This window comes from Aeromicrobium endophyticum (genome assembly GCF_003586285.1).
Lineage (GTDB): Bacteria > Actinomycetota > Actinomycetes > Propionibacteriales > Nocardioidaceae > Aeromicrobium > Aeromicrobium endophyticum.
Window position 1 is genome coordinate 1,733,701 of record NZ_QUBR01000001.1, and the last position, 25,052, is coordinate 1,758,752.

A 25,052-nucleotide genomic window follows, 5' to 3' on the forward strand; every position below is an offset into this window, starting at 1 on the left:
GAGAGGGAGGACGTCGTGAGCGACATCCTGCTGGACGAGCACCTCGCGGCGGCCGTGCTACGCCCCGTGCGCGGGCACCACGCCTTCGAGGCCTGCGTCGAGCGGCTCGCGACGTCCATCCGTCTCGGGGTCTACGAGCAGGGCAGCACGTTGCCGCCCGAGCGTGAGCTCGCCGAGCACATGGGCGTCTCGCGGGCGACCCTGCGCGAGGCGATCGCAGCTCTGCGTGAGGCAGGTCTGGTCGTGACCCGCCGCGGACGCGGAGGGGGCACGGTCGTCGACTACCACCCCGGAGAGCCCGGCTCGCGCTCGCTGCAGCGGCCGCTGGCCGAGCTGCTCGACGCCCTCGAGTTCCGGCGCATCGTCGAGCCCGGCGCGGCGCAGGCGGCCGCGGCGATCGACCTCGGCGACGAGCAGGTGGCGATGCTGCGGAGTGCCCTGGCCAAGGTCGACCACGCCACCAGCAAGGCGCTGCACCGTCAGGCCGACTCGCAGCTGCACCTCGCGATCGCGTCGCTCACCGGCTCGCCGATGCTGCTCGACGCCGTCACGACCGTGCAGATGTGCCTGCACGACATGCTCGACGCGATCCCGGTGCTCGACCGCAACATCGAGCACTCCCGCGAGCAGCACGGCGCGATCGTCCGGGCGATCCTCGGCGGCGACGGCGACGAGGCGCGCCTGACGATGGAGCGCCACTGCGACGACACCGCTGCGCTGCTGCGAGGCCTGCTGTGACCGCTTCCCTCACCACCCATCCCCTCAGGACCCAGCCCACCAAGACCCAGCTGACCAAGGACGTGGCATGACCAGGCACAAGAACCTCCTCACCCTCGAGCAGCTCCGCGTGCAGATCACCGAGGGGCACGTCGACACCGTCGTGGTGGCCTTCACCGACATGCAGGGACGTCTGCAGGGCAAGCGGCTGCACGCCGCGTACTTCCTCGACGTCGTGGTCGAGCAGGGCACCGAGGGCTGCAACTACCTGCTCAGCGTCGACGTCGACATGAACACGGTCGACGGCTACGCCATGAGCTCGTGGGAGAAGGGCTACGGCGACATGGAGTTCGCGATGGACTTCGACACGATCCGCCGTCTTGAGCACCTGCCGTCGACCGTGATGATCCAGTGCGACCTGGTGTGGCTCGACCACAGCCCGGTCGTGCAGTCGCCGCGGACGATCCTGCAGGCACAGGTCGCCAAGGCCGCCGAGGCCGGCTACGTCGCCCTGGCCGGCACCGAGCTCGAGTTCATCCTGTTCGACACGACGTACGAGCAGGCGTGGCGCGACGAGTACCGCGGCCTGCCCGCCGCCAACCAGTACAACGTCGACTACTCGATCGTTGGGACGACTCGGGTCGAGCCGCTGCTGCGCGACATCCGCAACACGATGTACGCCGCCGGCATGAACGTCGAGGGCGCGAAGGGCGAGTGCAACTTCGGTCAGCACGAGATCGGCTTCCTCTACGACGACGTCGTGGTGACCGCCGACAACCACGCGGTCTACAAGACCGTCGCCAAGGAGATCGCCTCGCAGCACGGCAAGGCGCTGACGTTCATGGCCAAGTACGACGAGCGCGAGGGCAACTCGTGCCACATCCACCTGTCGCTGCGCGCGACCGACGGTGGGCTCGCGTTCTGGGACGGCGACGGACGCAGCGCCGTGTACGACCACTTCATCGCCGGCATCCTCGCGACGATGCGCGACTTCACGCTGCTCTACGCGCCCAACATCAACTCGTACAAGCGCTTCGCCGACGGCTCGTTCGCCCCGACGGCGATCGCGTGGGGGCTCGACAACCGCACGTGCGCCGTCCGCCTCGTGGGGCACGGCCCGAGCGCCCGGCTCGAGAACCGGGTGCCCGGCGGCGACGCCAACCCGTACCTCGCGCTCGCCGCGATGCTCGGCGGCGGGTTGTACGGCATCGAGCACGGTCTGGAGCTCGAGCCCGAGCAGACCGGCAACGCGTACACCTCGGGCAAGCCCAAGGTGCCGACCACGCTGCGCGAGGCCCGCGAGGCCTTCCACGGCTCGGCGATCGCCCGCGCCGTCCTCGGCGACGAGGTCGTCGACCACTACACCAACATGGCCGACGTCGAGCTCAAGGCCTTCGACGCCGCCGTGACCGACTGGGAGCTGAAGCGCGGGTTCGAGCGGCTTTGAGGCGCACGGGCTTCGCCCGCAGGCGACTCCGTCGCCACCACGCTCCGCGTGGGCGCCTGACCTCCGCCCGCGGGCGGGCTCCGGTCCCGTGGTCGGGACACGGGCTGACGTATCGATGAAAGGGAACTAGTGACTGACATGTACTCCGTGGTGAATCCGGCGACCGAGGAGGTCGTGGCGGAGGTCGAGATGGCCGACCTCGCGGCCACCGATGCGGCGATCGAGCGCGCCGCCGCGGCCTTCCCGGCGTGGCGCGACGTCGCGCCGGGCGAGAAGGCCCGGATCCTGCGCCGGTTCGCGGCCCTGGTCGACGAGCACGTCGACGAGCTCGCGGCCCTCGAGGTCCGCAACGCTGGTCACACGTGGGGCAACGCGACGTGGGAGGCGGGCAACGTCCGCGACGTGCTCAACTACTACTCCGCCGCGCCCGAGCGGCTGACGGGCCACCAGATCCCCGTCGCGGGAGGCATCGACGTCACGTTCCACGAGCCGCTCGGCGTCGTCGGCATCATCGTGCCCTGGAACTTCCCGATGCCGATCGCGGGCTGGGGCTTCGCGCCCGCACTGGCCGCCGGCAACACCGTCGTCCTGAAGCCCGCCGAGCTGACGCCGCTGACCGCGATCCGGCTCGGCGAGCTCGGGCGCGAGGCGGGGCTGCCCGAAGGCGTCCTGACGATCATCCCAGGGCGAGGGCCCGTCGTGGGCGAGCGGTTCGTGACCCACCCCGCGGTGCGCAAGGTGTGCTTCACGGGGTCGACCAAGGTCGGCCAGCAGATCATGCGCGGCGCCGCCGACCAGGTGAAGCGGGTGACGCTCGAGCTCGGCGGCAAGAGCGCCAACATCGTCTTCGCCGACTCCGACCTGGCCAGGGCCGCGGCCTCCGCGCCGTCCGCGGTGTTCGACAACGCGGGCCAGGACTGCTGCGCCCGGTCGCGCATCCTGGTCGAGCGGTCGGCGTACGACGAGTTCGTCTCGCTGCTCGAGCCCGCCGTGAAGGCCGTCCGCGTGCTCGACCCCACCGACCGCTCGAGCGAGATGGGGCCGCTGATCTCGGCACGTCAGCTGTCGACCGTCCGCGGCTACGTCGACGAGGCCGAGGTTGCGTTCACCGGCTCGGCGCCCGACGGCCCCGGCTACTGGTGCCCGCCGACGGTCGTCCTGTCCGACGACCCCGGCGAGCGCATCTGGCGCGAGGAGGTCTTCGGACCCGTCGTCGCCGTCATGCCGTTCGACGACGAGGCGCACGCCGTCGAGCTCGCCAACGACTCCGACCTCGGGCTCTCGGGGTCGATCTTCACGCGCGACCTCGGTCGCGCGCTGCGGGTCTCACGGGCCGTCGAGGCGGGGGCGCTGAGCGTCAACTCGCACTCGTCCGTGCGGTACTGGACGCCGTTCGGCGGCTTCAAGCAGTCGGGTCTGGGTCGCGAGCTGGGTCCCGACGCCCCGCAGTCCTTCACCGACGTCAAGAACGTCTTCTTCTCCCACGACTGATCCCCCCACCACCCAGCAGAACGGAACGACCACACATGGCAGGACGCATCGCAGGCAAGACCGCCGTCGTCACGGGCGGCGCATCGGGCATCGGTCTGGCGACCGTGCGCCGGTTCGCCGAGGAGGGCGGCAAGGTCGTCATCGGCGACCTCGACGACGCCAAGGGCACCGAGATCGCGAAGGAGGTCGGCGGCACCTACGTGCACGTCGACGTCACCGACAAGGAGCAGGTCGACGCGCTGTTCCAGACCGCGAAGGACACCTACGGCTCGGTCGACATCGCGTTCAACAACGCCGGCATCAGCCCGCCCGAGGACGACTCGATCCTCGACACCGACCTCGAGGCCTGGAAGCGCGTGCAGGACGTCAACCTGACCAGCGTCTACCTGTGCTGCAAGGCCGCGCTGCCCTACATGCTCGAGCAGAAGTCGGGGTCGATCATCAACACCGCCTCGTTCGTCGCGGTGATGGGTGCTGCCACGTCGCAGATCTCGTACTCGGCATCGAAGGGCGGGGTGCTGTCGATGTCGCGCGAGCTGGGGGTGCAGTTCGCGCGCGAGGGCGTCCGCGTCAACGCGTTGTGCCCCGGCCCGGTCAACACGCCGCTGCTGCAGGAGCTGTTCGCATCCGATCCCGAACGGGCGGCCCGCCGGCTCGTGCACGTGCCGGTCGGACGCTTCGCCGAGCCCGTCGAGATGGCCAACGCCGTGCTGTTCCTCGCCTCGGACGAGTCGTCGTTCATCACGGCGTCGACGTTCCTGGTCGACGGCGGCATTTCCGGAGCCTACGTCACCCCGCTGTGAGCGACGGTGCCGTGAGGAGCGTGACGTGAAGCCGCTGATCGGCGTCTCCACCTACCGGGAGCAGGCCCGGTGGGGGGTGTGGGACCAGCTCGCGGACGTCCTGCCGGCTGCCTACGCGCAGTCGGTCGAGCGGGCCGGCGGGGTGCCGGTGCTGCTCCCGCCGGGCGCGGACGATGCGGCGTCCGCCGTGGTCGCACGACTCGACGGGCTGCTGATCGCGGGTGGAGCGGACGTCGACCCGTCCCGCTACGACGCCGAGCCCCACGCCCGGACGGCGTCGTGGCGCGAGGACCGCGACGCGTGGGAGCTCGCCCTGCTCGACGCGGCCCCGGTTGACCTGCCGGTGCTCGGCATCTGCCGCGGCATGCAGGTCATGGCCGTCCACGCCGGCGGGACGCTCGTGCAGCACGTGCCCGACGTCGTCGGCTCCGAGCGTCACTCGCCGGGCGGCGCCGAGTTCGGCGACGTCGACGTCGACGTGCTGCCGGGCACGCGGCTGGCCGCGGCGATCGGTGACAAGGGCTCCGTGCGCTGCCACCACCACCAGGCGGTGCGCGACCACCCGGGCTTCGTCGCTGCGGCCTGCGCCGCCGACGGGACGCTCGAGGCCATCGAGCACCCGGGCCACCGGTTCCGGCTCGCGGTGCAGTGGCACCCCGAGACACGCGACGACGCGGGGCTGTTCCGGGCGCTGGTCGCGGCGGCGGCCTCCGAGGGCGGTGACTGAGCGACCTGTCCCGGCTGGAGGCGGTGACCTAGCGACCTGTCCGGGCCCTTGATGGGTCGCCAGGTCACCGCCCGAGTCAGGGGCTGACGGCGACGTCGCGGCCGTTGCGGGCGTTGAAGGCGGCGATGACCTTCTTGCCGATCCGGAGGCAGTCGGTGCTGACGAAGATGTTCTGTCCGGCTGATCCGCCGCGCTTCTCCTGCGACGAGAGGACGACCTGGAATCCGTCGACCGTGAACATGCCGCCACCCGTCGTCTCCAGGCCGCTCCTGCTCAGCTCGCCGTTGTCGAGTGCCCGCGCCACGTCGTCGGCCGCCTGCGCGGGCGGCCGGACGTCGTACGTCACGAAGGTGTCGATGAAGTACGCGGCCTCGTCGGGGTCGCCGTTGTCGCAGCCCGTGTAGAGGCCGCGCCCGAGGCTGTCGGGGCTCGGCGGCTGGGCGCCGACCCCGGTGGCGAGCGCGGCGACCACGCGCTGCGCGACGGAGTCGACGCGATCGCGCTGCTGCGACAGCTCCGCGGCGCCGATCGTCGGCTTACCCTCGTTGGCGCACCCTGCCAGCACCACACAGGTCACGAGGAGGACGAGGACGCGGCGCATCTCGTGACCGTACATGCGTCACCTCGGACGCCGCGGGTCCGTCGTGCCGGTCGCGTGTCGCGGGCCGGACGTGTCGGGGTGCGCGGCTAGCGTGGTCGGCAGGAGGTACGCGTGAGGCTCAACAAGTACCCAGGACTCTGCGCGGCGTGCGGCATCGCGGTCGCGATCGCTGCCGGCCGTCTCATCGGCCTCCCGGGCCGGTGGCAGACGGTCTGCGCGGGCTGCACGCCCACCCCGCCGCCGCGTGGCGACCACCCGGGCTGGCACGTGGCCCCGCTGGCCTCGCTCGACTTCGAGACCACCGGCATCGACCCCGCGACCGACCGTGTGCTCAGCTACGCGCTGCTGGGCGACCGCGGCACCGACCTGTGCGGGCTGATCGACGCCGGTGTCGAGATCCCCGCGGCCTCGGCGGCCGTCCACGGCCTGACCGCCGAGGCGCTGGTGGGCGCCCCGAAGCCGCCCGAGGCCATCGCCGGCATCGTCGCGTGGGTGCAGGACCTGATCGACCGCGAGATCGGCCTGGTCGTCTACAACGCCGCCTACGACCTGACGATGCTGCGCGCCGAGGCCGAGCGGTGGGGCGTCGAGCAGCCCGACTGGAACCGGCTGCTCGTCGTCGACCCGTTCGTCATCGACTGGGGCATCCAGCGGGGCGAGCTCGGCCCGCGCCGGCTCACCGACGTGGCGGCCTACTACGGCGTCGCGCTCGACAACGCCCACGACGCGTCGGCCGACGCCCGGGCGGCGCGCGACATCGCCGACGAGATCGGCATGCGGCACCCCGCCGTCGCCGCCGGCACGCTCGCCGACCTGATGATCCGTCAGCGCAGCTGGTTCGCCGACCGCGCCGACGACTGGAACGCCTACGCCCGCCGGGTCGGGCGAACCCTCGACGACCCGGCCGGCTGGCCCCTGGCCGCTGTCGCGGCGCCGGCCGTCATGGCCTGAGCGCGTCCTCGACGGCGGGCCGCACGCCACGGGGCACGTTCGAGCGCGGCGCGTACGCGGTCAAGAACTCGACGCCCATCTCCTGCACGACCGCAGAGATGTTGGCGAACATCGCGTCGACCGCGACGCTCGTTCGCCCGGTGTGCTCGCGCACCCGGGCTGCGGCCTCCTGACGTCGCAGCGGGCGGGCCGCGTCGCGGTCGCGCAGCAGCGAGACGTAGGCCTCGACCGCCACCGCGATCTCGTCGTCGCTCCAGCCGGCGGGTCGCGCGGCGACGGCTCGCGCCGCCTCGCCGTCGGCGACCGTCCACCCGTCGTCGTCGGACGCGAGCAGCCCCGTGGCGATCATGGCGTCGGCCGCGTCGCGCAGCTCGAGCTGCCAGACATAGAGCAGGTCGCCCAGCGCCTCGATCTCGGCGCGATGGCGCGACCAGACCTGCCGGGACACGTCGATGGGCGAGGCGGACCCGCCACAGGCCGCGACGCCCTCGAGGATCCAGGACTGCCAGCGCTGGGCCGCGTGGCCGCCGGTGGTCACGCCCGGATGCGGTCGAGGACGGCCTCGGCCAGCGCGTCCGGGGCCTGCTCGGGCACCCAGTGACCGATGTCGGACAGCTCGACGAAGCGGTAGTCGGCGTCGACGAAGTCGCCGCACGCCTCGGCCGGCACGCGTCCGATGGCCTGGTCGTGCGCGCCCCACACGAAGGTCGTCGGCACGACGGTACGCGGGGCGGACGCCAGCTCGGCCGTCATGGCCCGGTACCAGCTCAGGGCCGCGGTGAGCGCTCCCGGCTCGGCGAGGTGGGCGACGTAGCGCACCGCGAGCGCGGTGGGCACCGCGTCGCCGTAGATCGCGACCAGCCGCCGGGCGCTGTCGGCGAGCAGCAGCTCCTCGGCCGTGCCCTCCTGGCGGAACACCTGCATGTAGGCGCCCTTCTCGCGCTGGTCGGGGTCGTTGCGCAGGGCGTCGTTGTAGGCGCGCAGGTGGGGCACCGACACCGCGGTCAGCGATCGGACCCGCTCGGGGTGCGCGGCGGCGACGAGCCAGGCGACGACCGATCCCCAGTCGTGGCCGACGACGTCGAACGACCCGATGCCGAGCGCGTCGGCCAGGCCGATGACGTCGGCGACCAGCAGGTCGGTCGTGTAGGCGGCGACGCCCTCGGGCCGGGCGCCGGGGGAGTAGCCCCGCTGGTCGGGCGCGACGACCCGCAGGCCGGCCTCGGCCAGCTGCGCAGCGACCTGCGTCCACGACAGCGACGTCTCGGGGAATCCGTGCAGCAAGAAGACCGGGGCGCCGTCGTCGGGGCCGGCGAACCGGACGTCGAAGGTCAGGTCGCCGACGGTCACGGGGGTGGTGGTGTCGAAGGTCATGCGGTCTCCTGGTGTCGTCCGGCAGGGGTCATTCGAAGGTCTCGCCGATGCGGGCGACGGCCTGGCGGTCGAGCACCGCAGCCGTCTCGGGATCGGGCGCGGTGCCCCCGCGGTCGTGCGGGAGCCACCACCGGTCGGTGTCGTCGCGGGGTGCCTCGGGGTAGGTGTCGATCGCCTCGGCCAGCAGCAGCCCCATGCTGGCGTGCAGTCGTGCCGTGAGGCCGTCGACCGTCTCGCCGGCCTGCGCGTGCAGGGGCTGGCCGACGATGATCGTGATCGGCACGCGTCGCCGCAGCGACCGGTGCCCGTCGACGGTGTAGATGCGGTGGCCGCCCCAGACGACCACGGGGACGAGCGGTGCACGCCGGGCGATCGCGAGCCCTGCGGCCCCGGGCTTGAACGGCTTCAGCAGCCAGGCGCGGCTGATCGTCGCCTCGGGGAAGACACCGACGACCTGGTCGGCGTCGAGCAGGTCGAGACCGCGCCGGTACGCGCTGGCACCGTGCGACCGGTCGACCGGTACGTGGTGCATCGCGCGCATCAGGCGTCCGACGACCGGCAGCGCGAACACCGACGTCTTGGCCATGAACCGGATGCGGCGGCCACGCACCCGCGCGGCGTAGCCGATGAACGTGAAGTCGAGGAAGCCGATGTGGTTGCCCGCGACCACGGTGCGTCCGTCCTGCGGGAGGTGCTCGACGCCGCGGACGTCGAACCGGTAGCCCATGAGCCGGAACAGGAGGCCGAAGACGGAGATGACGAAGCGGTACGTCCTGTCGCGGCCGGGCACGTCGACCAGCCTACGTCGAGACGTCGCCGGGGCCTGGCCGGTGCTCGAGGCGCACGACCGCCGTGGCGAGCAGCAGGATGGCGAGGATGTACAGCGTCATGATCGCCAGACCCGTGACGGCGGCGTCGCCGTCGACGCGTCCGGCCTCCGACAGGGCGATGATGCCGTCGGAGACCAGGAACAGCGCGCCACCGAGACCGGCGCGCGCGTCGGCGGCCAGCGACAGCGACGCGGTGGACACCAGCAGGGCGGCGTAGACCGGGATCGCGGGCTTGAGCCCGGGCTCGAGCCCGCCCCAGCACCACGCGACCATGGCGATGGCAGCGACGACGTAGACCACGCCGATCAGCGGCCGGGCCCTCAGCCGGGCGACGGCTCCGCCCCGGGCGAACAGGGTGATGAACGCGATGTGGGCTCCGGCGAACGCCGCCATGCCGGCGATGAACAGGCCATCGATCTCGAGGAACAGGTCACCCAGGAAGCACAGCGCCAGGGCCACCACCAGCAGACGGGGTGCGCCGGCCTGGACGGCCCAGCCCGCGAGCAGGGGCGCGATCAGGCACTTCGTCACGCTGTCCCACGGCTCGGCGCCGGTGCCGTTGAGCACGAGGTGCACGACCGAGACCGCCCCGAAGGCGATGAGCCAGGGGCTCCTGGTGGCGGTCATGCCCGTCACCGTACCGGTCGGCGGGCCCGCTGGACCCGAACGCGTCAGGCGGTCGCGCCGCGGTCGATCGAGCGGCGGGTCTGCTTGGTCGCGTACATGTCGGCATCGGCCTGCGCGAAGGCGGCCGCCACGTCGACGACGCCGGCAGCCGTGGGTGCGTACCCGATCGAGGCCGCGATGCCCTGCTCGGCCAAGGCGTCGGCGAAGGTCGCGAAGTGCGCCGACAGGTTCTTGACCGCGACGTTGTTCGACAGGATCGCGAACTCGTCGCCGCCGTAGCGAGCCACGCGATCGCTCGGCCCGGCCGCCGCGGCGAGGGCCGAGCCGGCCCGTCGCAGCAGCTCGTCGCCGGCGTCGTGGCCCTGCTGGTCGTTGAGCGACTTGAGCCCGTCAAGGTCGATGACGGCGATCGCCACGGGGTCGCCGTAGGCGGAGATGCGGCGGTCGGCGTCATCGACGAGCAGGTCCCAACCGCGACGGTTGACCAGACCGGTGAGGGCATCGGTCTGCGCCAGGGCGCTCGCCAGGTCGGCGGAGCGGCGCGCACGGTCGGCGACGCGGGCCAGGTGCAGCTGCGACGACAGCAGGTCGGCCATCAGCGCGATGAGGTCGGTGTCGACGTCGTCGGGCGTCGACAGCGGCTGGGTGCCGACGCCGCACAGGGTGCCGAACGTCCGGCCGTCGTCGTCGGTGATCGGGATGCCGGCGTAGGCGCGCACGACCCCGGCGTCAGGAAGATCGCGGTAGTCGGGGTGCCGGCTGGCATCGGCCACGACCCGGTCGGCGCCGTTGGACATGCGGATGCAGAACGTGTCGTCCCACGGCACCCGCCGCCCGAGGGTCAACATCTCGTTGTCGCCGGTGTGCACGTGCACCTGCTCGCCCCCGGCCACGCGCGACACCGACCACTCCGGGATCGGCGTATGACTCTTCAGGTAGGCGATGACCCGCTCCGCGGACCTGCTGAAGGTGTCCGCTCCGTCCTCGATCTCCGGCGTGCTCACAGTCCCAGTGTGCCTGGGTGTTCACAGCCGCGCCGCCGAACCCTCAGGTCAGGCCTTCGTGGTCGCCGGTGCGGCCGGCACCGGCGCGCTCGTCGCTGCTGCGCCGACCGGATCGGTCGTGGGTCGGCCCAGCAGCGACTCGAGATCGGGGTGCCTCCCGTCCAGGAGGCCGTGCCGGATCGAGGACGCGATCGACGACAGCATGGGCGGCTGGAACGGGAACAGGCCGGGCGCGGCGAGCAGTCGCTGCCGGTCGGTGGACAGCGAGACGGAGCGGTGCTCGACGCCGAGGCGTGCCGCGACGTCGGCAGCGGTGAAGGGCGCTCCGACCAGCTCGTACGTGCGGCCGCGGTGCTGCGCGGGGTCGGCCGCCACGGTTGCCGCGACCGCGGCGAGGTCGTCGCGCGCGACCGCCGCCACCGCGCCGTCGCCGAAGGCCGACGACAGGTGGTCGTCGTCCCAGGTCAGCAGCGATCCGACGAGCTCGGCGTAGAGCCCGTTGCGCAGGATCGTCCAGGGCAGCCCGCTGGCGCGGATCATGCGCTCGGTGACGCGGTGTGCCAGGGCGAACGCCAGGTGGTCGCCGGCGCCGGCGAGGCTCGTGTAGACGACGTGGCCCACGCCGTCGCGCACGGCGGCCTCTATCACGCGCTCGTGACGGGCGACGACGACGTCGTCCTCGGCGTACCCGGCGGAGACCAGCAGGAGCGTCGAGATGCCACGCAGGTCGATGCTGTCGGGGTAATCGAAGTCGAGCCTCCGCTCGCCCTCGGACGGCGAGCGGCTGGCACCGGCGGCGGGCACGCCCTGGTCGAGCAGCTGGTCGAGGACGCGAGAGGCGAGGTGTCCGCTGGCTCCGGTCACGAGGATCATGGGGTGGTCTCCTGAGGGGTGGTTCTGATCAGGCGGTTCTGATCAGTAACTACCCTGGGAGTCTTCACGGCCCTGACGACGTCCACAAGGAGGCACTTCGATGTCACCCACGCACACCGATGTGCCCATGGCCCCGGCCGAGCTCGACCCGTGCGGCATGCCGGACCACCCCGACTGCGGCATCCGCGACGTGCTCGACCGCGTGGGCGACAAGTGGTCGGTGCTGGTGGTCGTCGAGCTCGCGAGCGGACCACGCCGCTTCGGCGAGCTGCAGCGGGCGGTCGACGGCATCTCGCAGCGGATGCTGACCCTGACGGTGCGCCGCCTGGAGCGCGACGGTCTCGTCACCCGCACGGTCTACCCGACGGTCCCCGCTCAGGTCGACTACCGCCTGACCGACACGGGGGCGAGCCTCACCCACCTGGTCAAGGCGCTCGCCGACTGGTCGCTGCGGCACCGCGAGGCGATCGCCGCGTCACGCCACCTCTACGACCAGACGCACCCGGACCACGACATCCGGTGAGCCGCAGGTGACCGGCCTCAGGTGACGAGGCAGAACGGGTGACCGGCCGGATCGGCGAAGACCTGCCACGCGCCCATGTCGTCGTCCTCGTCGATGACGTCGCTCAGCTGACGCGCTCCGAGGCCGAGCACGGTGGCGCGGGCGGTCTCGAGGTCGTCGACCTCGAGATCGAGGTGCACCTGCTGCTCGCCGCGCTCGCCCGGCCACGGGGGCGGCACGTGGTCGGCCACGACCTGGAAGCACATCCGCGCCTCGCGGCCGTGGCGCTCGAGCGCCCACCAGTCGTCGTCACGCTGCGTGATCGTCCGGTCGAGCACCTCGGACCAGAACCGGGCCAGGGGCGCGGGATCGGCGCACTCGAGGACGATCGAGCGGATCGTGGCGATCGCGGTCACGACGGGACAGCGTCCGTCCCGTCGGCGTCCGGGTTGGTGACGCTGGGCTCGAGGGGCGGCGCGGGTGCCTCGTCGGGCTCGGGGACGGTGTCGGGCTCGGTCGGGTTCACGGGAGTCTCGGTCATGGCGAGGCCGTACCCGCTCTGCGGCGACGCAACCCCGCGTCGCGCTCAGGCGCAGATCGAGGCGTCGGCCTTGCGGGTCGTGGCCTTGACGGGCTTGGGCTTGACCGGATCGGTGCCGGCCTTGACGCGATCGGAGCCGATGATCAGCCAGACGCCCGAGATCTTCTGCTCGACGATCTGCGCGTCGAGACCGAAGTCGGCGTTCAGGGACTCGGCCGCAGCCTTGGCCTCGGGGGTGCCGTCGACGAAGATGCGCGTCGCGGTGGCCGGCTTCTGCGCGGTCTCGACGCCGCTGACGGTGTAGCCGAGGCCGACCATCGAGGCACGCATCGCGGTGCCGAGACCCGGGGTCTGCGCCGCGTTGAGCACCTTGACCGGCGTCGCGCGGGGGTTGCTGGCCGGGGTGCCGCCACCGCTCGCCGGCGTCTGCTCGCTCGACTCGTCGCCCTCGACGGGCATCTCCTGGTCCTTCTTGATGGCCTTGAAGATGGTGTCGGCGTCGGCGGTCTTGACGACCCGCTGGTCGTTGGGCGGCGGTGCTGCGCCGTTGGGCATCGTCACGAAGGTGATGCCGGAGTCGGGGACGGCACGGGCCCGCTTGGCCAGGCCCGTCAGATCGGGGATCGAGGAGATGCCCTCGTCGACGGTGATCGAGCTGGTGAGCGCGTTGACGAACTTGAGCAGCTTGACCGGCTGGGTGAGCACGTTGGTGCTGCGTGCCTGGTCGATGATCGACGACATCACGACCTGCTGGTGGCCGAGGCGCCCGATGTCGCTGCCGTCGCCGACGGCGTGACGGGTGCGCGCCAGCGCGAGCGCGTCGCGGCCCTTGATCTTCTGCTTGCCGGCCGGCAGGTCGAGCTTGGCCAGCGGATCGACGAGGGGCTTGTCGAGGCAGACGTTGACGCCGCCGAGGGCGTTGACCATCGAGGCGAAGCCGTCGAAGTCGAGCTGCACGAAGTGGTCGATGCGGACGTCGCTCAGGGTCTCGACCGCCTTGACCGAGCACGACGGCCCGCCGTCGAGGGCCGAGTTGATCATCTGGTCGGCGCCCCCGGCGAAGGCCCCGCTGCCGGTGTCCTTGCAGGCCGGCAGGTCGAGCAGCGTGTCGCGGGGGATCTGCACGGCGTCGATGCGCGAGTTGCCGCGCGAGAAGTGCACGAGCATGAGGGCGTCGCTGCGCTGCGACCCGGTGCCCTTGCCGTACTGCTTGGTCTTGAGGTCGCGGGAGTCCGAGCCGATGAACAGGATGTTCATGGCGCCCTTGGGGGTGTCGTCCTTGACCACCGACGGACCGAGGCCCGCGGTGTCGATGTTGCCCTGCAGCTTCCAGATCGCGGCGGCGGCGCCGACGCCCAGCACGAGGACGAGCACGCCGATGCTCAGTGCGGCGCGACGCGCGATGGTGCGTCGTCGCGAAGGCTCGCGTCGGCGCTTCGGCGCGGTGTCGGCAGTCGTCACGTGCTGGTCTCCTGGTGTCGGCAGAACTTCCAGAATACGAGCAGAACCTGAGGACACGCTAGGAAAGGGGCGTGACGTGGCCCGCACGACGGCCCGTGGCCGGCGGCGGGCCGCACGTCTCGTCTCGTCAGGGAGGGTCAGCGCAGGCTGCGCCGGGTGCTGCGACGCTCGTCGAGCTTCTTGTTGGCCAGGGGGAGCCCGACCAGCGAGAGCGCCTTCCAGACGACCCAGCCGAGGACGGTGAAGAGGTTGCGCTTGGGGTGTGCCATGGTCTGCTCGCGATCTGTCGGTGCTGCGTGGATGAGTGCTGCGTGGGTGGGTGCTGGGACAGACGTGGCGGGGACGGTGCTCCGTCCCCGCCACGTGGTCGTGCTGGTGCGGCTGAGTGGTGCAAGCCGCGCCTACTTCTTGAAGGCGTCCTTGACGTTCTCGCCGGCGTCCTTGACGGACGACGTGGCCTGGTCCTTCTTGCCCTCGGCCTTGAGCTCGTCGTTGTTGGTGACGTCTCCGACGACCTCCTTGGCCTTTCCGGCCAGGTCCTCGGCGGCGTTCTTGGCCTTGTCTGCGATGCCCATGATGGTGCCTCTCTGTGGTGGGGGTGGGGTGGTTCAGCGCGCGCGGAGCGCGCTCGCCCGGATCCGTCCGGGTCGGCGACGGTCGTGGCCGAGAAGGACTCGGCAGACCGTGTGGCCGTCGGGGAAGGCGTCCGAGACGTCTTGGGCGCACCGGCTGGCGACGGACGCGATGTCGCCGCCGGTGACGTGGGGGTCGAGCTGTCCGCGCAGCTCGATGACGTGGGTGCGACCCTGCCGGTGGGCGGTGCCCCTGACGTGGGTCACGGCGGTGCGGGCCTCGAAGTCGGCGGCCACGGCCTTGGCGACGTCGTGCAGGTCGACGTGGACGGTGCCCGTCCGGTCGGATGCGGCCGCCTGACGCACGGCGCGCTCGCCACGACGGGGTGCGTGCGACAGGATCCAGAGCAGGCCGATCGCGCCGAGCAGGATGGCCGCGGCGGCGAAGGCCCATGGCCACCAGGCGCTCGACTCGACGTCGTCGAGGCGTACGGTCGTCAGCGTGTCGTCCCACGTGCCGACCCATCGGTAGCGCCAGTCGAGCAGGGCGGCGCCGGCTGCGACCAGGCCGAGGCCGACGACGATCGAGGCGATCCGGTCGATCGCTGCGAGCCTACGAGTCATGCTTCACCTTCTCGGTCGTGACGACGATGTCGTGGGCGGTCAGACCGGCGAGCGACTCGCGCACGGCGGCCTCGACGAGGCGGTCGGCGCCGGGATCGTCCGACTGTGCCGTGACGCTGAGACGTCCTCGGCGCAGGCGGGCCCGGGCCGACTCGACGCCGGCGGTGTCCTCGGCGGCACCGACCGCGACGGCGCGGACCGCGCCGGGTGTGACCCAGAGGTCGGCCTCGCCAGGGGTGGCCTGGTGGGTGCGGGGCGCCGGCTTGACGGCCGCGACGAGCACGAGCAGACCGACCAGCGTCAGCACGACTCCCACGGCGACGACGCCGGCACCCGCGGTGAGCCCGTCGAGGCGGTCGACGAGCGAGCCGGTCCAGGACGAGCCGGTGGCCCAGTCCTGGTCGACCGCGAGGTCGTGGACCGCCACGACGGCGACGCCGACGAGGGCCACGCCGAGCACGAGAGCCACGCCGGAGGCGGCGGGCCTGCCCTTCGGGGGCGAGACGGTGGTGGTCACAGGACCCTCCTCGTGCCGTGGCCCGGACCGTCGGCCTCGTCGGCGGACACGACGTGCAGCGTCACGTCGAGGCGACTGATCTCGATGCCCGACTGGCGCGAGGCCTCGGCGCGGACCGTGTCGCGGATCGTGGACGCCAGCTCCTGCGCGCGGCACGGCCAGGTGGCGGCGGCGTGCAGCTCGGCGATCGCGACGGACCCGCGGAACGTGACCGACGCGGAGGGCAGGCTGCGGGCGAGCTTCTGGATGCCGGCGGGGCGTGCCACGCACCCAGGCACCTCGAGGCTGGCGTTCGCGACGATGTGCTCGACGGCCTTGGTGCGGACGTCGAGGGAGCCGCGGTCGTCGGCGGGGGCGAGGGTGTCAGTCACGTCGGCCTCGCAGGACGGTCGTGAGGTCGATGTCGCCGTCGAGGTGGGCGCCGGCCGCCAGGCCGATCGCGCCGAGGACGACGGCACCGAGGAAGGCGCTGAACCCCCCGATCGCGATGGCGATGGCCAGGAGCAGGCCGACGAACAGGCCGATGGTGGAGAGCTTCATGCGGGAGTCCTAGTGGTCAGAGTCGGATGTAGCGGCGGGAGCCGGGCACGCGCCTCGGGAGGTGGCGCTGCAGGCGGCGGATCGCGGTGATCAGCACCCCGTTCGGTGTGGTGGCGGCTCGGAAAGTCGCTGGTACTTCGGGGTGGATGGGCGGTGGGATGGGTGTGACGTGGCGCGCAGCGCGGTGCTCGTGCTCGACGTGGTCCAGCGCCTCGCGCAGGTCGTCGCTGCTGCCGCCTCGGTCGGGGTGGTGCCGCTTCACGGCCTCCCGTCGGGCCGCCCGCAGGGCGTCGAGTCCTTCGGGGGCCTGACGGGGGGTGGTCACGCGGGCCCCGCGACGTCCTCGACGGTCACGTCGACCGGGCCGTCTACGAGCGTCTCGATCGCGGCACGGACGTCGTCGGCCGTCGCCACCACGGGGCTGCCCCAGTCGAGGACGATGTGCACCTCGCAGGAGTCGTCGCGCAGCCGCACGCCGTTGATGCGGCGCCCTGGCAGGTACGTGGCGACCTCGCCGAGGACGCCCGCGTGGAGCGCGTTGACGCCCGGCACGGCGAGTGCAGCCGCCGCGACGGCCTCGGCCGCATCGGTGGGGGCATCACTCGACACGCGACTCGCCGTTCTCGGTGTCGTCGCCGTCGAGGTGCACGTCGAGCACGGTGATGTTGACCTCGGTGACCTCCAGGCCCGTCATCCGCTCGACCGAGTCGATGACGTTGCGCCGGACGCCGGAGGCGAGATCGGCGATCGCGACGCCGTACTCCGCGATCAGGTCGACGTCGACGGCGGCCTGACGCTCGCCCACCTCGACGTTGACGCCCTGGCTCAGGTTGGTGCGCGACCCGGGGATGCGCTCGCGCAGGGCGCCGACGGCGCGGGCGGTGTTGCCGCCGAGGTCGTGGACCCCGCTGACCTCGCGGGTCGCGATGCCGGCGATCTTCGAGACGACGGCGTCGGCGATCGAGGTGCGACCCTGCGTGGTGACGAGGGGGCCGTTGCCGGCGGCCTTGACGACCTCGGTGGAGGGCGTGGGGGAAACCGCGGTCGAGGAGGTGGTCTTCGAGGCGGTGGTGCTGTCGGCCATGTCTGTGCCTTTCGGTGTGTACGAACATCTGTTGGTCGTCGCGACGTCGCGGATCGTCACGCACCGATGTCGTGAGGTGGGTCACAGTGCGACGCGGCGTTGCGACGTGGTCGTTTCGAGTGGCGGGGCGCGCGAGCCGGCTCCACGATGTGTGCGTGCTGGACGATGCAGCCGACGACGTGTCGGACACCGCTCCGCCGGACCACGTGCTGGTGCGGCGGGTGCGCCTGGGCGAGCGCTCGGCCTTCGACGCGATCATCGAGCGTCATGGTCCGGGCATGTACCGCTTCGCGCTGCGGATGGTCGGCGGCGACCGCACCGACGCGGGCGAGGTCGTGCAGGAGGCCTTCATCTCGGCCTGGAAGAACATCACGACCTTCGAGGCGCGCTCGACGTTGCGCACGTGGCTGTTCAGCCTGGTGTCGCGCCGGGCCGCCGACCTGCAGCGCAAGCGGCGCCCGACGCCGGTCTCCGACGACCTGCTGACGGTCATCGCCCCGGCGGCCCGCCACGACCCCCTGCAGGAGGTCATGGACAAGGAGCTGGTCGCGGCGCTCCAAGCGGCGCTGGCCGAGCTGCCGCACCAGCAGCGTGCCGTCTGGCTGCTGCGCGAGGTGGAGCAGATGAGCTATGACGACATCGCGACTACCCTGGTCATGACGCCCGACAGCGTCAGGGGCCAGCTGCACCGAGGTCGCAAGAACCTGGCGGAGAGGATGGCGCAATGGCGGTAGAGCGCACCACCGACCCGCTCGAGCGGGCCACCACCGCGCTGCGCGACGAGCCCGAGGCCGGATGGGTCGAGGTCTCGCAGTCGGTCATGAGCCGCGTCCGGACGCTCGTCACGCCCGCGTCCGCGGTCGTCACGTTCGACGCCACCGGCAGCTCGCAGCGAGGCGAGCGCGGCTCGGTCGTCCGGGTCTCGGGGCGCGTGCTGACGCCTCTGCTGCGTGCCGCCGTCGACACCCCGGACAGGGCGGCCGACTCGATCGACATCGAGGTCGCCGACGAGCGCTGCTCGTCGATCCACCTCTCGCTGGTGTGCCGCTACGGGGTGGACCTCAACGCCGAGGGACGCGACGCGCGCGCCGCTGTCGCGGCCGTCGTGCGCGAGGTGCTGGGCGCCGATCTCGCCTTCGACGCCGAGCGCGACATCACGGTCGAGGTCGTCGACGTCGTCGAGGGTGACCCGCACGCGCAGTGACTCTCCGGCTTGCTCGCCGGGGAGGCCGCTTGCGGCCGGTGGGGTTGTCCGTTCGTCCCCCAGGGAGGCCGCTTGCGGCCGGCGGGGTCGGCCCCTTCGTCCCCCAGGGAGGCCGCTTGCGGCCGGCGGGTGGGCCCCTTCGTCCCCCAGGGAGGCCGCTTGCGGCCGACGGGGTCGGCACGTTCGTCCCCCAGGGAGGCCGCCTGCGGCCGACCGTGAGCGGAGCGAGGAGGACTCGGTGGGCTCGCCTCGGGCTTCGCCCTCACGGTCGCTCCGCTCCCTGGCGAGCAGCTCGGTCGCGCGGCTCAGCCCAGCATCAGGACGATCGCGGCGGTCGAGCCGCCCACGACGACCAGGCCGCGGAACAGCGCGTCGGGCAGGCGTCGGCCGATGCGCGAGCCGACGTAGCCGCCGACGACCGATCCGATGCCGAGCAGGCCGATGACGACCCAGTCGAGGTCGGCGGCGACCACGAACACGACGGTGGCGACGACGTTGGCCGCGAAGCAGGCGACGGTCTTCAGGCCGTTGACGACCTTGAGGTCGATGTCGAGCCCGAGCCCCAGCACGGCGACGACCATGACGCCCTGCCCAGCGCCGAAGTAGCCGCCGTAGATGCCGGCCGCGCCGAGGGCTGCGGTCGTCGGCGGCGAGGGGAGCAGGCGGTCGGCCTGGTCGTCGGTGCGCCGCTCGCGCAGCCACCGCGCGACCATCGGCTGGAACCCGACGAGCACGCAGGCGAACAGGATCAGCCACGGCACGAGCGCCTCGAAGACGTCCGGCGAGAGCGCCAGCAGCAGCACGGCCCCCGCGATCGCCCCGAACGCGCTGGTGGCGACGACCGCAGCCGTCACCTTCGGGTGCCGTCGTAGCTCGTGGCGGTAGCCGAACGATCCGCTGAGCCCTCCCGGTACCAGGCCGACGGTGTTGGAGGCGTTGGCGGTGACGGGCGGGAGGCCCAGGGCGACGAGCACCGGGAAGCTCACGAGCGAGGCCACGCCGACGGACGCCGCGACGACGCCGGCTCCGAAGCCGGCGGCGATGACGACGAGATGGTCGAGGGTCGACAGGTCCACGGGAGGGCCCGTCAGTCGCGCAGGATCGCGACGTCGCTGACCTGGGCGACGTGGTGGTGCATCGCCGCGGCGGCCAGCTCGGGGTCGCCGAGCCGGACGGCGTCGGCGATGCGGCGGTGAGCGGCGAGGGAGTCGCGGGGACGGCCGGGCTGTGAGAGCGACTCGATGCGGGTCTCGAGGATCAGCTCGCTGATCTGCTGCATCATCTTCTCGAGCAGCGAGGAGTGCGCCGCCTCCGTGATGGCCGCGTGGAACTGCTCGTCGCCGGCGACGCCGCGACCACCGGCGTCGATGTCGGCCTCCATGACGTCGAGCGCACCGTCGATCGCGGCGAGGTCGTCGTCGGTGCGCCGCGTGGCGGCGAGGGCGGCGATCTTGGTCTCGAGCGCGTCGCGGGCGTCGATGATGTCGGGCAGGCGCTTGGCGTGCGCGCGCAGCGCCTCGAGCACCTTGGCCGCGCCGCTCGCATCGGTCAGCACCGCGCCGTCGCCGTGACGCACGGCCACCACGCCGATCACCTCGAGCGCCACGAGCGCCTGGCTGACGGTCGCACGGCTGACGCCGAGGCGCGTCGCCAGCTCGCGCTCGGGCAGCAGCCGGTCGCCGGTGGTGAGGCCGTTCTCGCGGACCCATTCCATGATCTGCTGCGCCACCTGCTCGTACAGGCGGGTGCGGGCCAGCGGCTTGAGGCCCGGGCGGGGATCGCTCATGAGGTCAGCGTATTGACAAAAGGCTCACAGACCTATTGGCTAGGCCACTAGTCCAGACAACGTGATGCCGATCACACGAGCCCGCCCGGGCCGCGGCGTCCGCACGAGAAGGAGTCCTCATGGGACCGGAATGGGTGGCCATCATCGCCCTGGTGGCGTTGTTCGCCATCGGGACGGCGTTGCCGATCAACATGGGCGCTCTGGCGTACGTCGCCGCGTGGCTCGTCGGCATGTACTCGCTGAAGCTCGACGAAAAGGAGATCCTCGCGGGGGTGAGCGGCGACCTGATCCTGACGTTGATCGGCGTCACGTACCTCTTCGCGATCGCCAAGAACAACGGGACGGTCGACCTGATCGTGACCAAGGCCGTGCAGATGGTCGGCGGCCGTGTCGCGCTGATCCCCTGGGTCATGTTCGGCGTCACGGCGCTGCTGACCGGCATCGGCGCGGCCAGCCCGGCCGCCTGCGCAATCATTGGCCCCGTCGCCCTCGGCTTCGCCGGCAAGTACAAGATCAACCCGCTGATGATGGGCATGTTCGTCGTGCACGGCGCACAGGGCGGCGGCTTCTCGCCGATCAGCATCTACGGCACGATCACCAACTCGGTCATGCGCGACAACGGCCTCCCGGTCGGCGAGATGACGCTGTTCCTCGCGAGCCTCGGCGTCAACCTGGTCATGGCCGCGATCCTGTTCATGCTGCTGGGCGGACGTCAGCTGATGTCGCAGCGCATCGAGCCCGACAACGACGACCTCGTCGACAACCTCCACGCCGGCGGAGCCCAGGTGCCCGCCCGCGGGTACGGCACCAACGCCCCCACCGGCACGCAGGCCACCGGCGTCCGCATGGACCAGGTCCTGACGCTCATCGCCTTCGTCGGCGTCGCCGTCGTGGCGCTCGCGTTCGACAAGAACATCGGCTTCGTGTCGATCACCGCCGCGGTGATCCTCAACATGCTGGCGCCCAAGGCGCACACCGACGCCGTCCGCGCCATCGCGTGGCCGACGGTCCTGCTGGTCGCCGGCGTCAGCACCTATGCCGCGATCCTGACGCAGGCCGGATCGCCCGAGTTCGTCGGCAGGTGGGCCGCGGGCCTCGGCGCGGCCGCCATCGGCGCGCTGATCCTCTGCTACGTCGGAGGCGTCGTCTCGGCGTTCGCGTCGTCGACCGCGCTGCTGCCGATCATCATCCCGATCGCGCTGCCGATCATCGCCGAGCACGGCATCAGCGCCATCGCGCTGGTGGCCGCCCTGGCAATCGCCTCGACGATCGTGGACGTCAGCCCGTTCTCGACCAACGGCGCGCTGATGCTGGCCAACCGTCCCGACACCGTCAGCGAGCAGACGTTCTACAAGCAGATCCTGACGTACAGCATGATCGTCGTCGCCGTCGGCCCGCTGCTCGTCTGGGCCGCCTTCATCCTCCCGGGCTGGTGATCGGCATGACACGCAACGGACCGCTGCACGACGTCCTCGTGGTCGACCTGTCCCGCGCCCTCGCGGGCCCGCACGCCACGATGATGATGGGTGACCTCGGTGCTCGCATCGTCAAGGTCGAGACGCCGCGGGGAGGCGACGACACCCGCGGGTGGGGGCCGCCGTTCCGCTGGCCGGCAGACGACGGGCACACCGGCGAGCCGGCCGACGAGGGGCGTGAGTCGACGTACTTCCTGTCGGCCAACCGCAACAAGGAGTCGATCGCCCTCGACCTGCGCGGCGACGACGACCGGGCGACCTTCCTGGACCTCGTGGCCCGGGCGGACGTGCTCGTCGAGAACTTCCGCACCGGGGTGCTCGAGCGGCTGGGTCTCGGCATCGAGACGCTGCACGAGCTCAACCCGCGCCTCGTCGTCCTGTCGATCACGGGCTTCGGCCACGACGGGCCCGAGGGTGGGCGCGCCGGCTACGACCAGATCGCGCAGGGCGAGGCGGGGCTGATGTCGATCACGGGCTCCGGCCCCGACGACCCGCAGAAGGTCGGCACGCCGATCTCCGACATCCTCGCCGGCATGTACGGCGCGTACGGCGTGCTGGCCGCGCTGCACGAGCGGGAGTCGACGGGCGTCGGCACGGTCGTCCGCACGTCGCTGCTGGCCGCGACGGTCGGCGTCCACGGCTTCCAGGGCACCAAGTGGACGATCGCCGGCCAGGTCGGCAAGGCCATCGGCAACCACCACCCGTCCATCTCGCCGTACGGCCTGTTCCGCTGCGCCGACGGCGCGGTGCAGATCGCGGTGGGCAGCGAGGGCCTGTGGCACGACTTCTGCGAGGGCTTCGGGCTCGACCCCGACACCGAGGGCATCGCCACCAACCCCGAGCGGGCCGGTGACCGCGAGCGGGTCATCGCGCTGGTCGAGGAGGTGTTCGCCGACTGGCAGGCCGAGCCGCTGCTGGCCCGGCTGGCCGAGGTCGGCATCCCTGCCGGCAAGGTGCGCTCGATCGACGAGGTCTACGACTGGGACCAGACCAAGAGCCAGGGCCTGCTGATCGACGTCGAGCACAGCACCTTGGGCGCGCTGACCCTGCCCGGGCCGCCGCTGCGGTTCTTCGACAGCGCCGGCGGCGAGCACACGGTCACCGAGCACCTCGCGCCGCCGACGCTCGGCGAGCACGGCGACTCGATCCGCACGTGGCTGGCGGACGAGGCGTGAGCGCGAAGCGCCTGACGGGTCAGGAGCTGCTCGACCTCGTGCTCGACGAGGGCTCGTTCACGTCGTGGGACGGGCCCGTCGACCACACGGGCGAGGACGAGCGGTACCAGCGCGACCTCGAGTCGGCGGCCGAGCGCGCGGGTACCGACGAGTCGGTGCTCACGGGCCGCGGGCTCATGCGCGGCCGTCCGGTCGCGGTGCTGGTCAACGAGTTCCGCTTCCTCGCCGGGTCGATCGGCCAGGCGGCGGCCCGCCGCATCGTCGAGGCGGTCCGCCGCGCGACGGCCGAGGGCCTGCCGATCCTGGCCAGCACGGCGTCGGGCGGCACCCGCATGCAGGAGGGGACGCCGGCCTTCGTCCACATGATCGACATCTCGCGGGCGATCATGGACCACCGGGCCGCCGGCCTGCCGTACCTGATCTACCTGCGGCACCCCACCACCGGCGGCGTCTTCGCGTCGTGGGGATCGCTCGCGCACATCACGATCGCCGAGCCCGACGCCCTCATCGGCTTCCTCGGGCCGAAGGTCTACGAGATGCTCGAGGGTCGGCCGTTCCCGCCGGGCGTGCAGACGTCCGACAACCTGGCGCAGCGCGGCATCATCGACGCCGTGGTCGAGCCGGGCCTGCTGCCCGAGCTGGTCGACCAGGCGCTGAGCATCCTGGTCGACCCGGCGACCGGGTCGACGCGCGAGCGGCGCACCGACCCCGTGGTGCGGCGCCGGTCGACGTGGGAGTCGATCGAGCTGACGCGCCAGCCGGGTCGCGGCGGCGTGAGGGACGTGCTGCGGCACGGCAGCGACGTCACGGTCCGTCTGCAGGGCACCGAGAAGGGCGAGCGCGACTCGGCGATGATCGTCGCGCTCGCCCGGCTCGACGGCCAGCCGTGCATCGTGATCGGGCAGGACCGCACCAAGCAGACGCCTGCGTCGCCCATGGGCCCGGCCGCGCTGCGAGAGGCGCGGCGCGGCATGCGCCTGGCCAACGAGCTCGGCCTGCCGCTCGTGTCGTTCATCGACACCCCCGGCGCGGAGCTGTCGGCCAAGGCCGAGGAGGGCGCGATCGCCGGCGAGATCGCCCGTTGCATCAGCCTGATGTCGACCATGAAGGTGCCGACGGTCTCGGTGCTGCTCGGTCAGGGGTGCGGTGGCGGCGCGTTGGCGCTGCTGCCGGCCGACGTCGTGGTCGCGACGGAGAACTCGTGGTTGTCGCCGCTGCCTCCCGAGGGTGCCAGCGCGATCGTGCACGGCGACGTCGACCACGCGGCCGAGATGGCCGAGCGTCAGAAGGTCAGCGCGATCGACATGTTCGAGGCCGGCTCGGTGCACCACCTCGTGGCCGAGCCCGACGACGACGATCCCGAGTCGTTCGGGCGCGCGGTGGCTGCCGAGGTCGCGACACGTCTGCGGGAGCGGGCCGCGATCCCGGGATGACGCGGCGGGCGGGGGGCGGACATGATGGCGTCATGTCCGTCCCCTTCGTCCGTGTGCTGACGATCCGATGACGCAGGCCGCGATCTCGACGCTCGAGCACGTCGGGATCTTCATCTTCGCCATGTCGGGCGCGCTCGTCGCCGTCCGGCTGGGGCTGGACGTCTTCGGCATCGCGGTGCTGGCGCTCATCACGGGCCTGGGCGGGGGCGTGGCGCGGGACGTCCTCATCGGCGACAACCCGCCGGTCGCGTTCGAGAGCTGGGGGTACCTGCTGTCGGCGCTCGCCGCCGCGGCCGTGGTGTTCACGTCGTCGGGGCGCATCGGACGCCGCGAGCGACCGATCCTCGTGCTCGATGCCATCGGTCTGTCGCTGTTCTGCGTGACCGGCGCGATCATCGGGGTCGACGCGGGCCTCGGCGTCCTGCCGTCGTCGCTGCTGGGGCTGGTGACGGCGGTCGGCGGCGGCATCATGCGCGACGTGCTGTCGAACCGGGTGCCGATCATCTTCGAGGGCGATCTCTACGCCGTCCCGGCGCTGGTGGGCTCGGTCGGGGCGGCCGTCGTCGCGACGCAGGAGTGGCCGTCTTTCCTGTTCGTCGTCGCCTCCGGCACGTGCCTGGCGTGGCGGCTCGCGGCGATGTTCCGCGGGTGGTCGGCGCCGCGCGCCCGCGGCACGATCTGAGCAACCAGCGC

Annotated in this window: 34 protein-coding genes; 13 read left to right on the forward strand and 21 right to left on the reverse strand. The window is 72.0% G+C overall.

The window, feature by feature from the left end; translation table 11 throughout:
- Nucleotides 1-15 precede the first annotated feature (15 nt).
- The 5 genes from DX116_RS08535 to DX116_RS08555 all read left to right on the forward strand — a co-directional run bounded on the left by DX116_RS08535 (nucleotide 16) and on the right by DX116_RS08555 (nucleotide 5,185).
- Nucleotides 16-738 carry a FadR/GntR family transcriptional regulator gene (locus tag DX116_RS08535; RefSeq protein ID WP_233556604.1) on the forward strand — a complete coding sequence of 241 codons (723 nt, stop codon included), beginning with the start codon at nucleotides 16-18 and terminating at the stop codon, nucleotides 736-738.
- 67 nt (nucleotides 739-805) lie between these two features.
- Nucleotides 806-2,164, forward strand: a complete 1,359-nt coding sequence (locus tag DX116_RS08540; RefSeq protein WP_119703684.1) for a glutamine synthetase family protein — start codon at nucleotides 806-808, stop codon at nucleotides 2,162-2,164.
- 138 nt (nucleotides 2,165-2,302) lie between these two features.
- Complete coding sequence (locus DX116_RS08545) at nucleotides 2,303-3,655, forward strand: aldehyde dehydrogenase family protein (protein ID WP_119703685.1); 1,353 nt, start codon at nucleotides 2,303-2,305, stop codon at nucleotides 3,653-3,655.
- Between the two features lie 35 nt (nucleotides 3,656-3,690).
- On the forward strand, nucleotides 3,691-4,458 hold the full coding sequence (locus DX116_RS08550; RefSeq protein WP_119703686.1) for a 3-oxoacyl-ACP reductase: 768 nt from the start codon (nucleotides 3,691-3,693) through the stop codon (nucleotides 4,456-4,458).
- A 25-nt stretch (nucleotides 4,459-4,483) separates the two neighbouring features.
- Nucleotides 4,484-5,185 carry a gamma-glutamyl-gamma-aminobutyrate hydrolase family protein gene (locus DX116_RS08555; protein WP_119703687.1) on the forward strand — a complete coding sequence of 234 codons (702 nt, stop codon included), beginning with the start codon at nucleotides 4,484-4,486 and terminating at the stop codon, nucleotides 5,183-5,185.
- 76 nt (nucleotides 5,186-5,261) lie between these two features.
- Here the strand turns inward: DX116_RS08555 and DX116_RS08560 are convergent, their stop codons facing one another.
- Nucleotides 5,262-5,786 (reverse strand): hypothetical protein, encoded by a 525-nt coding sequence (locus DX116_RS08560; protein ID WP_147393626.1) that lies wholly within the window; start codon nucleotides 5,784-5,786, stop codon nucleotides 5,262-5,264.
- Between the two features lie 111 nt (nucleotides 5,787-5,897).
- Between DX116_RS08560 and DX116_RS08565 the strand changes: the two genes are divergently transcribed.
- Nucleotides 5,898-6,737 (forward strand): exonuclease domain-containing protein, encoded by an 840-nt coding sequence (locus tag DX116_RS08565; RefSeq protein ID WP_119703689.1) that lies wholly within the window; start codon nucleotides 5,898-5,900, stop codon nucleotides 6,735-6,737.
- Here the strand turns inward: DX116_RS08565 and DX116_RS08570 are convergent.
- The 6 genes from DX116_RS08570 to DX116_RS08595 are packed head-to-tail and all read right to left on the reverse strand — an operon-like array spanning nucleotide 6,727 to nucleotide 11,445.
- Nucleotides 6,727-7,275 carry a hypothetical protein gene (locus DX116_RS08570; protein WP_119703690.1) on the reverse strand — a complete coding sequence of 183 codons (549 nt, stop codon included), beginning with the start codon at nucleotides 7,273-7,275 and terminating at the stop codon, nucleotides 6,727-6,729. The genes DX116_RS08565 and DX116_RS08570 overlap by 11 nt on opposite strands.
- Nucleotides 7,272-8,111 carry an alpha/beta fold hydrolase gene (locus DX116_RS08575; protein ID WP_119703691.1) on the reverse strand — a complete coding sequence of 280 codons (840 nt, stop codon included), beginning with the start codon at nucleotides 8,109-8,111 and terminating at the stop codon, nucleotides 7,272-7,274. Before DX116_RS08575 ends, DX116_RS08570 begins: the two co-directional genes overlap by 4 nt.
- Nucleotides 8,112-8,139: 28 nt before the next feature.
- Nucleotides 8,140-8,901 (reverse strand): lysophospholipid acyltransferase family protein, encoded by a 762-nt coding sequence (locus DX116_RS08580; RefSeq protein WP_233556605.1) that lies wholly within the window; start codon nucleotides 8,899-8,901, stop codon nucleotides 8,140-8,142.
- Nucleotides 8,902-8,911: 10 nt separating this feature from the next.
- Nucleotides 8,912-9,568 carry a lysoplasmalogenase gene (locus DX116_RS08585; protein WP_119704197.1) on the reverse strand — a complete coding sequence of 219 codons (657 nt, stop codon included), beginning with the start codon at nucleotides 9,566-9,568 and terminating at the stop codon, nucleotides 8,912-8,914.
- 44 nt (nucleotides 9,569-9,612) lie between these two features.
- On the reverse strand, nucleotides 9,613-10,572 hold the full coding sequence (locus DX116_RS08590) for a sensor domain-containing diguanylate cyclase (protein WP_119703692.1): 960 nt from the start codon (nucleotides 10,570-10,572) through the stop codon (nucleotides 9,613-9,615).
- 48 nt (nucleotides 10,573-10,620) lie between these two features.
- Nucleotides 10,621-11,445, reverse strand: coding sequence for an NAD(P)H-binding protein (locus DX116_RS08595; RefSeq protein WP_119703693.1), 825 nt, complete (start codon nucleotides 11,443-11,445; stop codon nucleotides 10,621-10,623).
- 100 nt (nucleotides 11,446-11,545) lie between these two features.
- On the opposite strand from DX116_RS08595, the gene DX116_RS08600 reads away from it, so the two are divergent.
- On the forward strand, nucleotides 11,546-11,968 hold the full coding sequence (locus DX116_RS08600) for a winged helix-turn-helix transcriptional regulator (RefSeq protein ID WP_119703694.1): 423 nt from the start codon (nucleotides 11,546-11,548) through the stop codon (nucleotides 11,966-11,968).
- Nucleotides 11,969-11,985: 17 nt separating this feature from the next.
- Here DX116_RS08600 and DX116_RS08605 read toward each other — a convergent pair whose 3' ends face one another.
- The 12 genes from DX116_RS08605 to DX116_RS08645 form a co-directional block, all read right to left on the reverse strand.
- Complete coding sequence (locus DX116_RS08605) at nucleotides 11,986-12,363, reverse strand: VOC family protein (RefSeq protein WP_119703695.1); 378 nt, start codon at nucleotides 12,361-12,363, stop codon at nucleotides 11,986-11,988.
- The gene (locus DX116_RS20415; RefSeq protein ID WP_267897685.1) at nucleotides 12,360-12,488 is read right to left on the reverse strand and encodes a hypothetical protein; all 129 of its coding nucleotides are present in this window, start codon (nucleotides 12,486-12,488) and stop codon (nucleotides 12,360-12,362) included. Before DX116_RS20415 ends, DX116_RS08605 begins: the two co-directional genes overlap by 4 nt.
- A 45-nt stretch (nucleotides 12,489-12,533) precedes the next feature.
- The gene (locus DX116_RS08610; protein WP_119703696.1) at nucleotides 12,534-13,949 is read right to left on the reverse strand and encodes an LCP family protein; all 1,416 of its coding nucleotides are present in this window, start codon (nucleotides 13,947-13,949) and stop codon (nucleotides 12,534-12,536) included.
- A gap of 137 nt (nucleotides 13,950-14,086) precedes the next feature.
- Nucleotides 14,087-14,218 (reverse strand): hypothetical protein, encoded by a 132-nt coding sequence (locus DX116_RS20420; protein ID WP_267897686.1) that lies wholly within the window; start codon nucleotides 14,216-14,218, stop codon nucleotides 14,087-14,089.
- A gap of 132 nt (nucleotides 14,219-14,350) precedes the next feature.
- The gene (locus tag DX116_RS08615; RefSeq protein WP_082555918.1) at nucleotides 14,351-14,524 is read right to left on the reverse strand and encodes a CsbD family protein; all 174 of its coding nucleotides are present in this window, start codon (nucleotides 14,522-14,524) and stop codon (nucleotides 14,351-14,353) included.
- Between the two features lie 33 nt (nucleotides 14,525-14,557).
- Nucleotides 14,558-15,145, reverse strand: coding sequence for a hypothetical protein (locus DX116_RS08620; protein ID WP_119703697.1), 588 nt, complete (start codon nucleotides 15,143-15,145; stop codon nucleotides 14,558-14,560).
- Complete coding sequence (locus tag DX116_RS08625) at nucleotides 15,135-15,662, reverse strand: DUF6286 domain-containing protein (RefSeq protein ID WP_119703698.1); 528 nt, start codon at nucleotides 15,660-15,662, stop codon at nucleotides 15,135-15,137. Before DX116_RS08625 ends, DX116_RS08620 begins: the two co-directional genes overlap by 11 nt.
- Nucleotides 15,659-16,033: an Asp23/Gls24 family envelope stress response protein gene (locus DX116_RS08630; protein WP_119703699.1), complete on the reverse strand. Its 375-nt coding sequence runs from the start codon at nucleotides 16,031-16,033 to the stop codon at nucleotides 15,659-15,661. The genes DX116_RS08625 and DX116_RS08630 overlap by 4 nt, the downstream gene beginning before the upstream one ends.
- Complete coding sequence (locus DX116_RS20090; protein WP_199715963.1) at nucleotides 16,026-16,202, reverse strand: DUF2273 domain-containing protein; 177 nt, start codon at nucleotides 16,200-16,202, stop codon at nucleotides 16,026-16,028. The genes DX116_RS08630 and DX116_RS20090 overlap by 8 nt, the downstream gene beginning before the upstream one ends.
- A 16-nt stretch (nucleotides 16,203-16,218) precedes the next feature.
- Complete coding sequence (locus DX116_RS08635) at nucleotides 16,219-16,527, reverse strand: hypothetical protein (RefSeq protein ID WP_119703700.1); 309 nt, start codon at nucleotides 16,525-16,527, stop codon at nucleotides 16,219-16,221.
- The gene (locus tag DX116_RS08640) at nucleotides 16,524-16,811 is read right to left on the reverse strand and encodes a hypothetical protein (protein ID WP_119703701.1); all 288 of its coding nucleotides are present in this window, start codon (nucleotides 16,809-16,811) and stop codon (nucleotides 16,524-16,526) included. The genes DX116_RS08635 and DX116_RS08640 overlap by 4 nt, the downstream gene beginning before the upstream one ends.
- Nucleotides 16,801-17,286 (reverse strand): Asp23/Gls24 family envelope stress response protein, encoded by a 486-nt coding sequence (locus DX116_RS08645; RefSeq protein WP_119703702.1) that lies wholly within the window; start codon nucleotides 17,284-17,286, stop codon nucleotides 16,801-16,803. Before DX116_RS08645 ends, DX116_RS08640 begins: the two co-directional genes overlap by 11 nt.
- Before the next feature lie 155 nt (nucleotides 17,287-17,441).
- Between DX116_RS08645 and DX116_RS08650 the strand changes: the two genes are divergently transcribed.
- Entirely contained in the window at nucleotides 17,442-18,020 is a 579-nt protein-coding gene (locus DX116_RS08650; protein ID WP_233556606.1) for an RNA polymerase sigma factor, read from the forward strand.
- The gene (locus tag DX116_RS19905; RefSeq protein WP_158591943.1) at nucleotides 18,011-18,490 is read left to right on the forward strand and encodes a hypothetical protein; all 480 of its coding nucleotides are present in this window, start codon (nucleotides 18,011-18,013) and stop codon (nucleotides 18,488-18,490) included. Before DX116_RS08650 ends, DX116_RS19905 begins: the two co-directional genes overlap by 10 nt.
- Nucleotides 18,491-18,795: 305 nt before the next feature.
- Here DX116_RS19905 and DX116_RS08660 read toward each other — a convergent pair whose 3' ends face one another.
- Nucleotides 18,796-19,566 (reverse strand): sulfite exporter TauE/SafE family protein, encoded by a 771-nt coding sequence (locus tag DX116_RS08660; RefSeq protein WP_233556607.1) that lies wholly within the window; start codon nucleotides 19,564-19,566, stop codon nucleotides 18,796-18,798.
- Between the two features lie 11 nt (nucleotides 19,567-19,577).
- Nucleotides 19,578-20,276: a FadR/GntR family transcriptional regulator gene (locus DX116_RS08665; RefSeq protein WP_119703703.1), complete on the reverse strand. Its 699-nt coding sequence runs from the start codon at nucleotides 20,274-20,276 to the stop codon at nucleotides 19,578-19,580.
- 119 nt (nucleotides 20,277-20,395) lie between these two features.
- On the opposite strand from DX116_RS08665, the gene DX116_RS08670 reads away from it, so the two are divergent.
- The 4 genes from DX116_RS08670 to DX116_RS08685 all read left to right on the forward strand — a co-directional run bounded on the left by DX116_RS08670 (nucleotide 20,396) and on the right by DX116_RS08685 (nucleotide 25,041).
- The gene (locus tag DX116_RS08670) at nucleotides 20,396-21,712 is read left to right on the forward strand and encodes an SLC13 family permease (protein WP_119703704.1); all 1,317 of its coding nucleotides are present in this window, start codon (nucleotides 20,396-20,398) and stop codon (nucleotides 21,710-21,712) included.
- Between the two features lie 5 nt (nucleotides 21,713-21,717).
- Complete coding sequence (locus tag DX116_RS08675) at nucleotides 21,718-22,926, forward strand: CaiB/BaiF CoA transferase family protein (RefSeq protein WP_119704201.1); 1,209 nt, start codon at nucleotides 21,718-21,720, stop codon at nucleotides 22,924-22,926.
- The gene (locus DX116_RS08680; protein ID WP_233556609.1) at nucleotides 22,923-24,359 is read left to right on the forward strand and encodes an acetyl-CoA carboxylase carboxyltransferase subunit alpha/beta; all 1,437 of its coding nucleotides are present in this window, start codon (nucleotides 22,923-22,925) and stop codon (nucleotides 24,357-24,359) included. Before DX116_RS08675 ends, DX116_RS08680 begins: the two co-directional genes overlap by 4 nt.
- 67 nt (nucleotides 24,360-24,426) lie before the next feature.
- Entirely contained in the window at nucleotides 24,427-25,041 is a 615-nt protein-coding gene (locus DX116_RS08685) for a trimeric intracellular cation channel family protein (RefSeq protein ID WP_119703705.1), read from the forward strand.
- The last annotated feature ends 11 nt before the right edge of the window (nucleotides 25,042-25,052 follow it).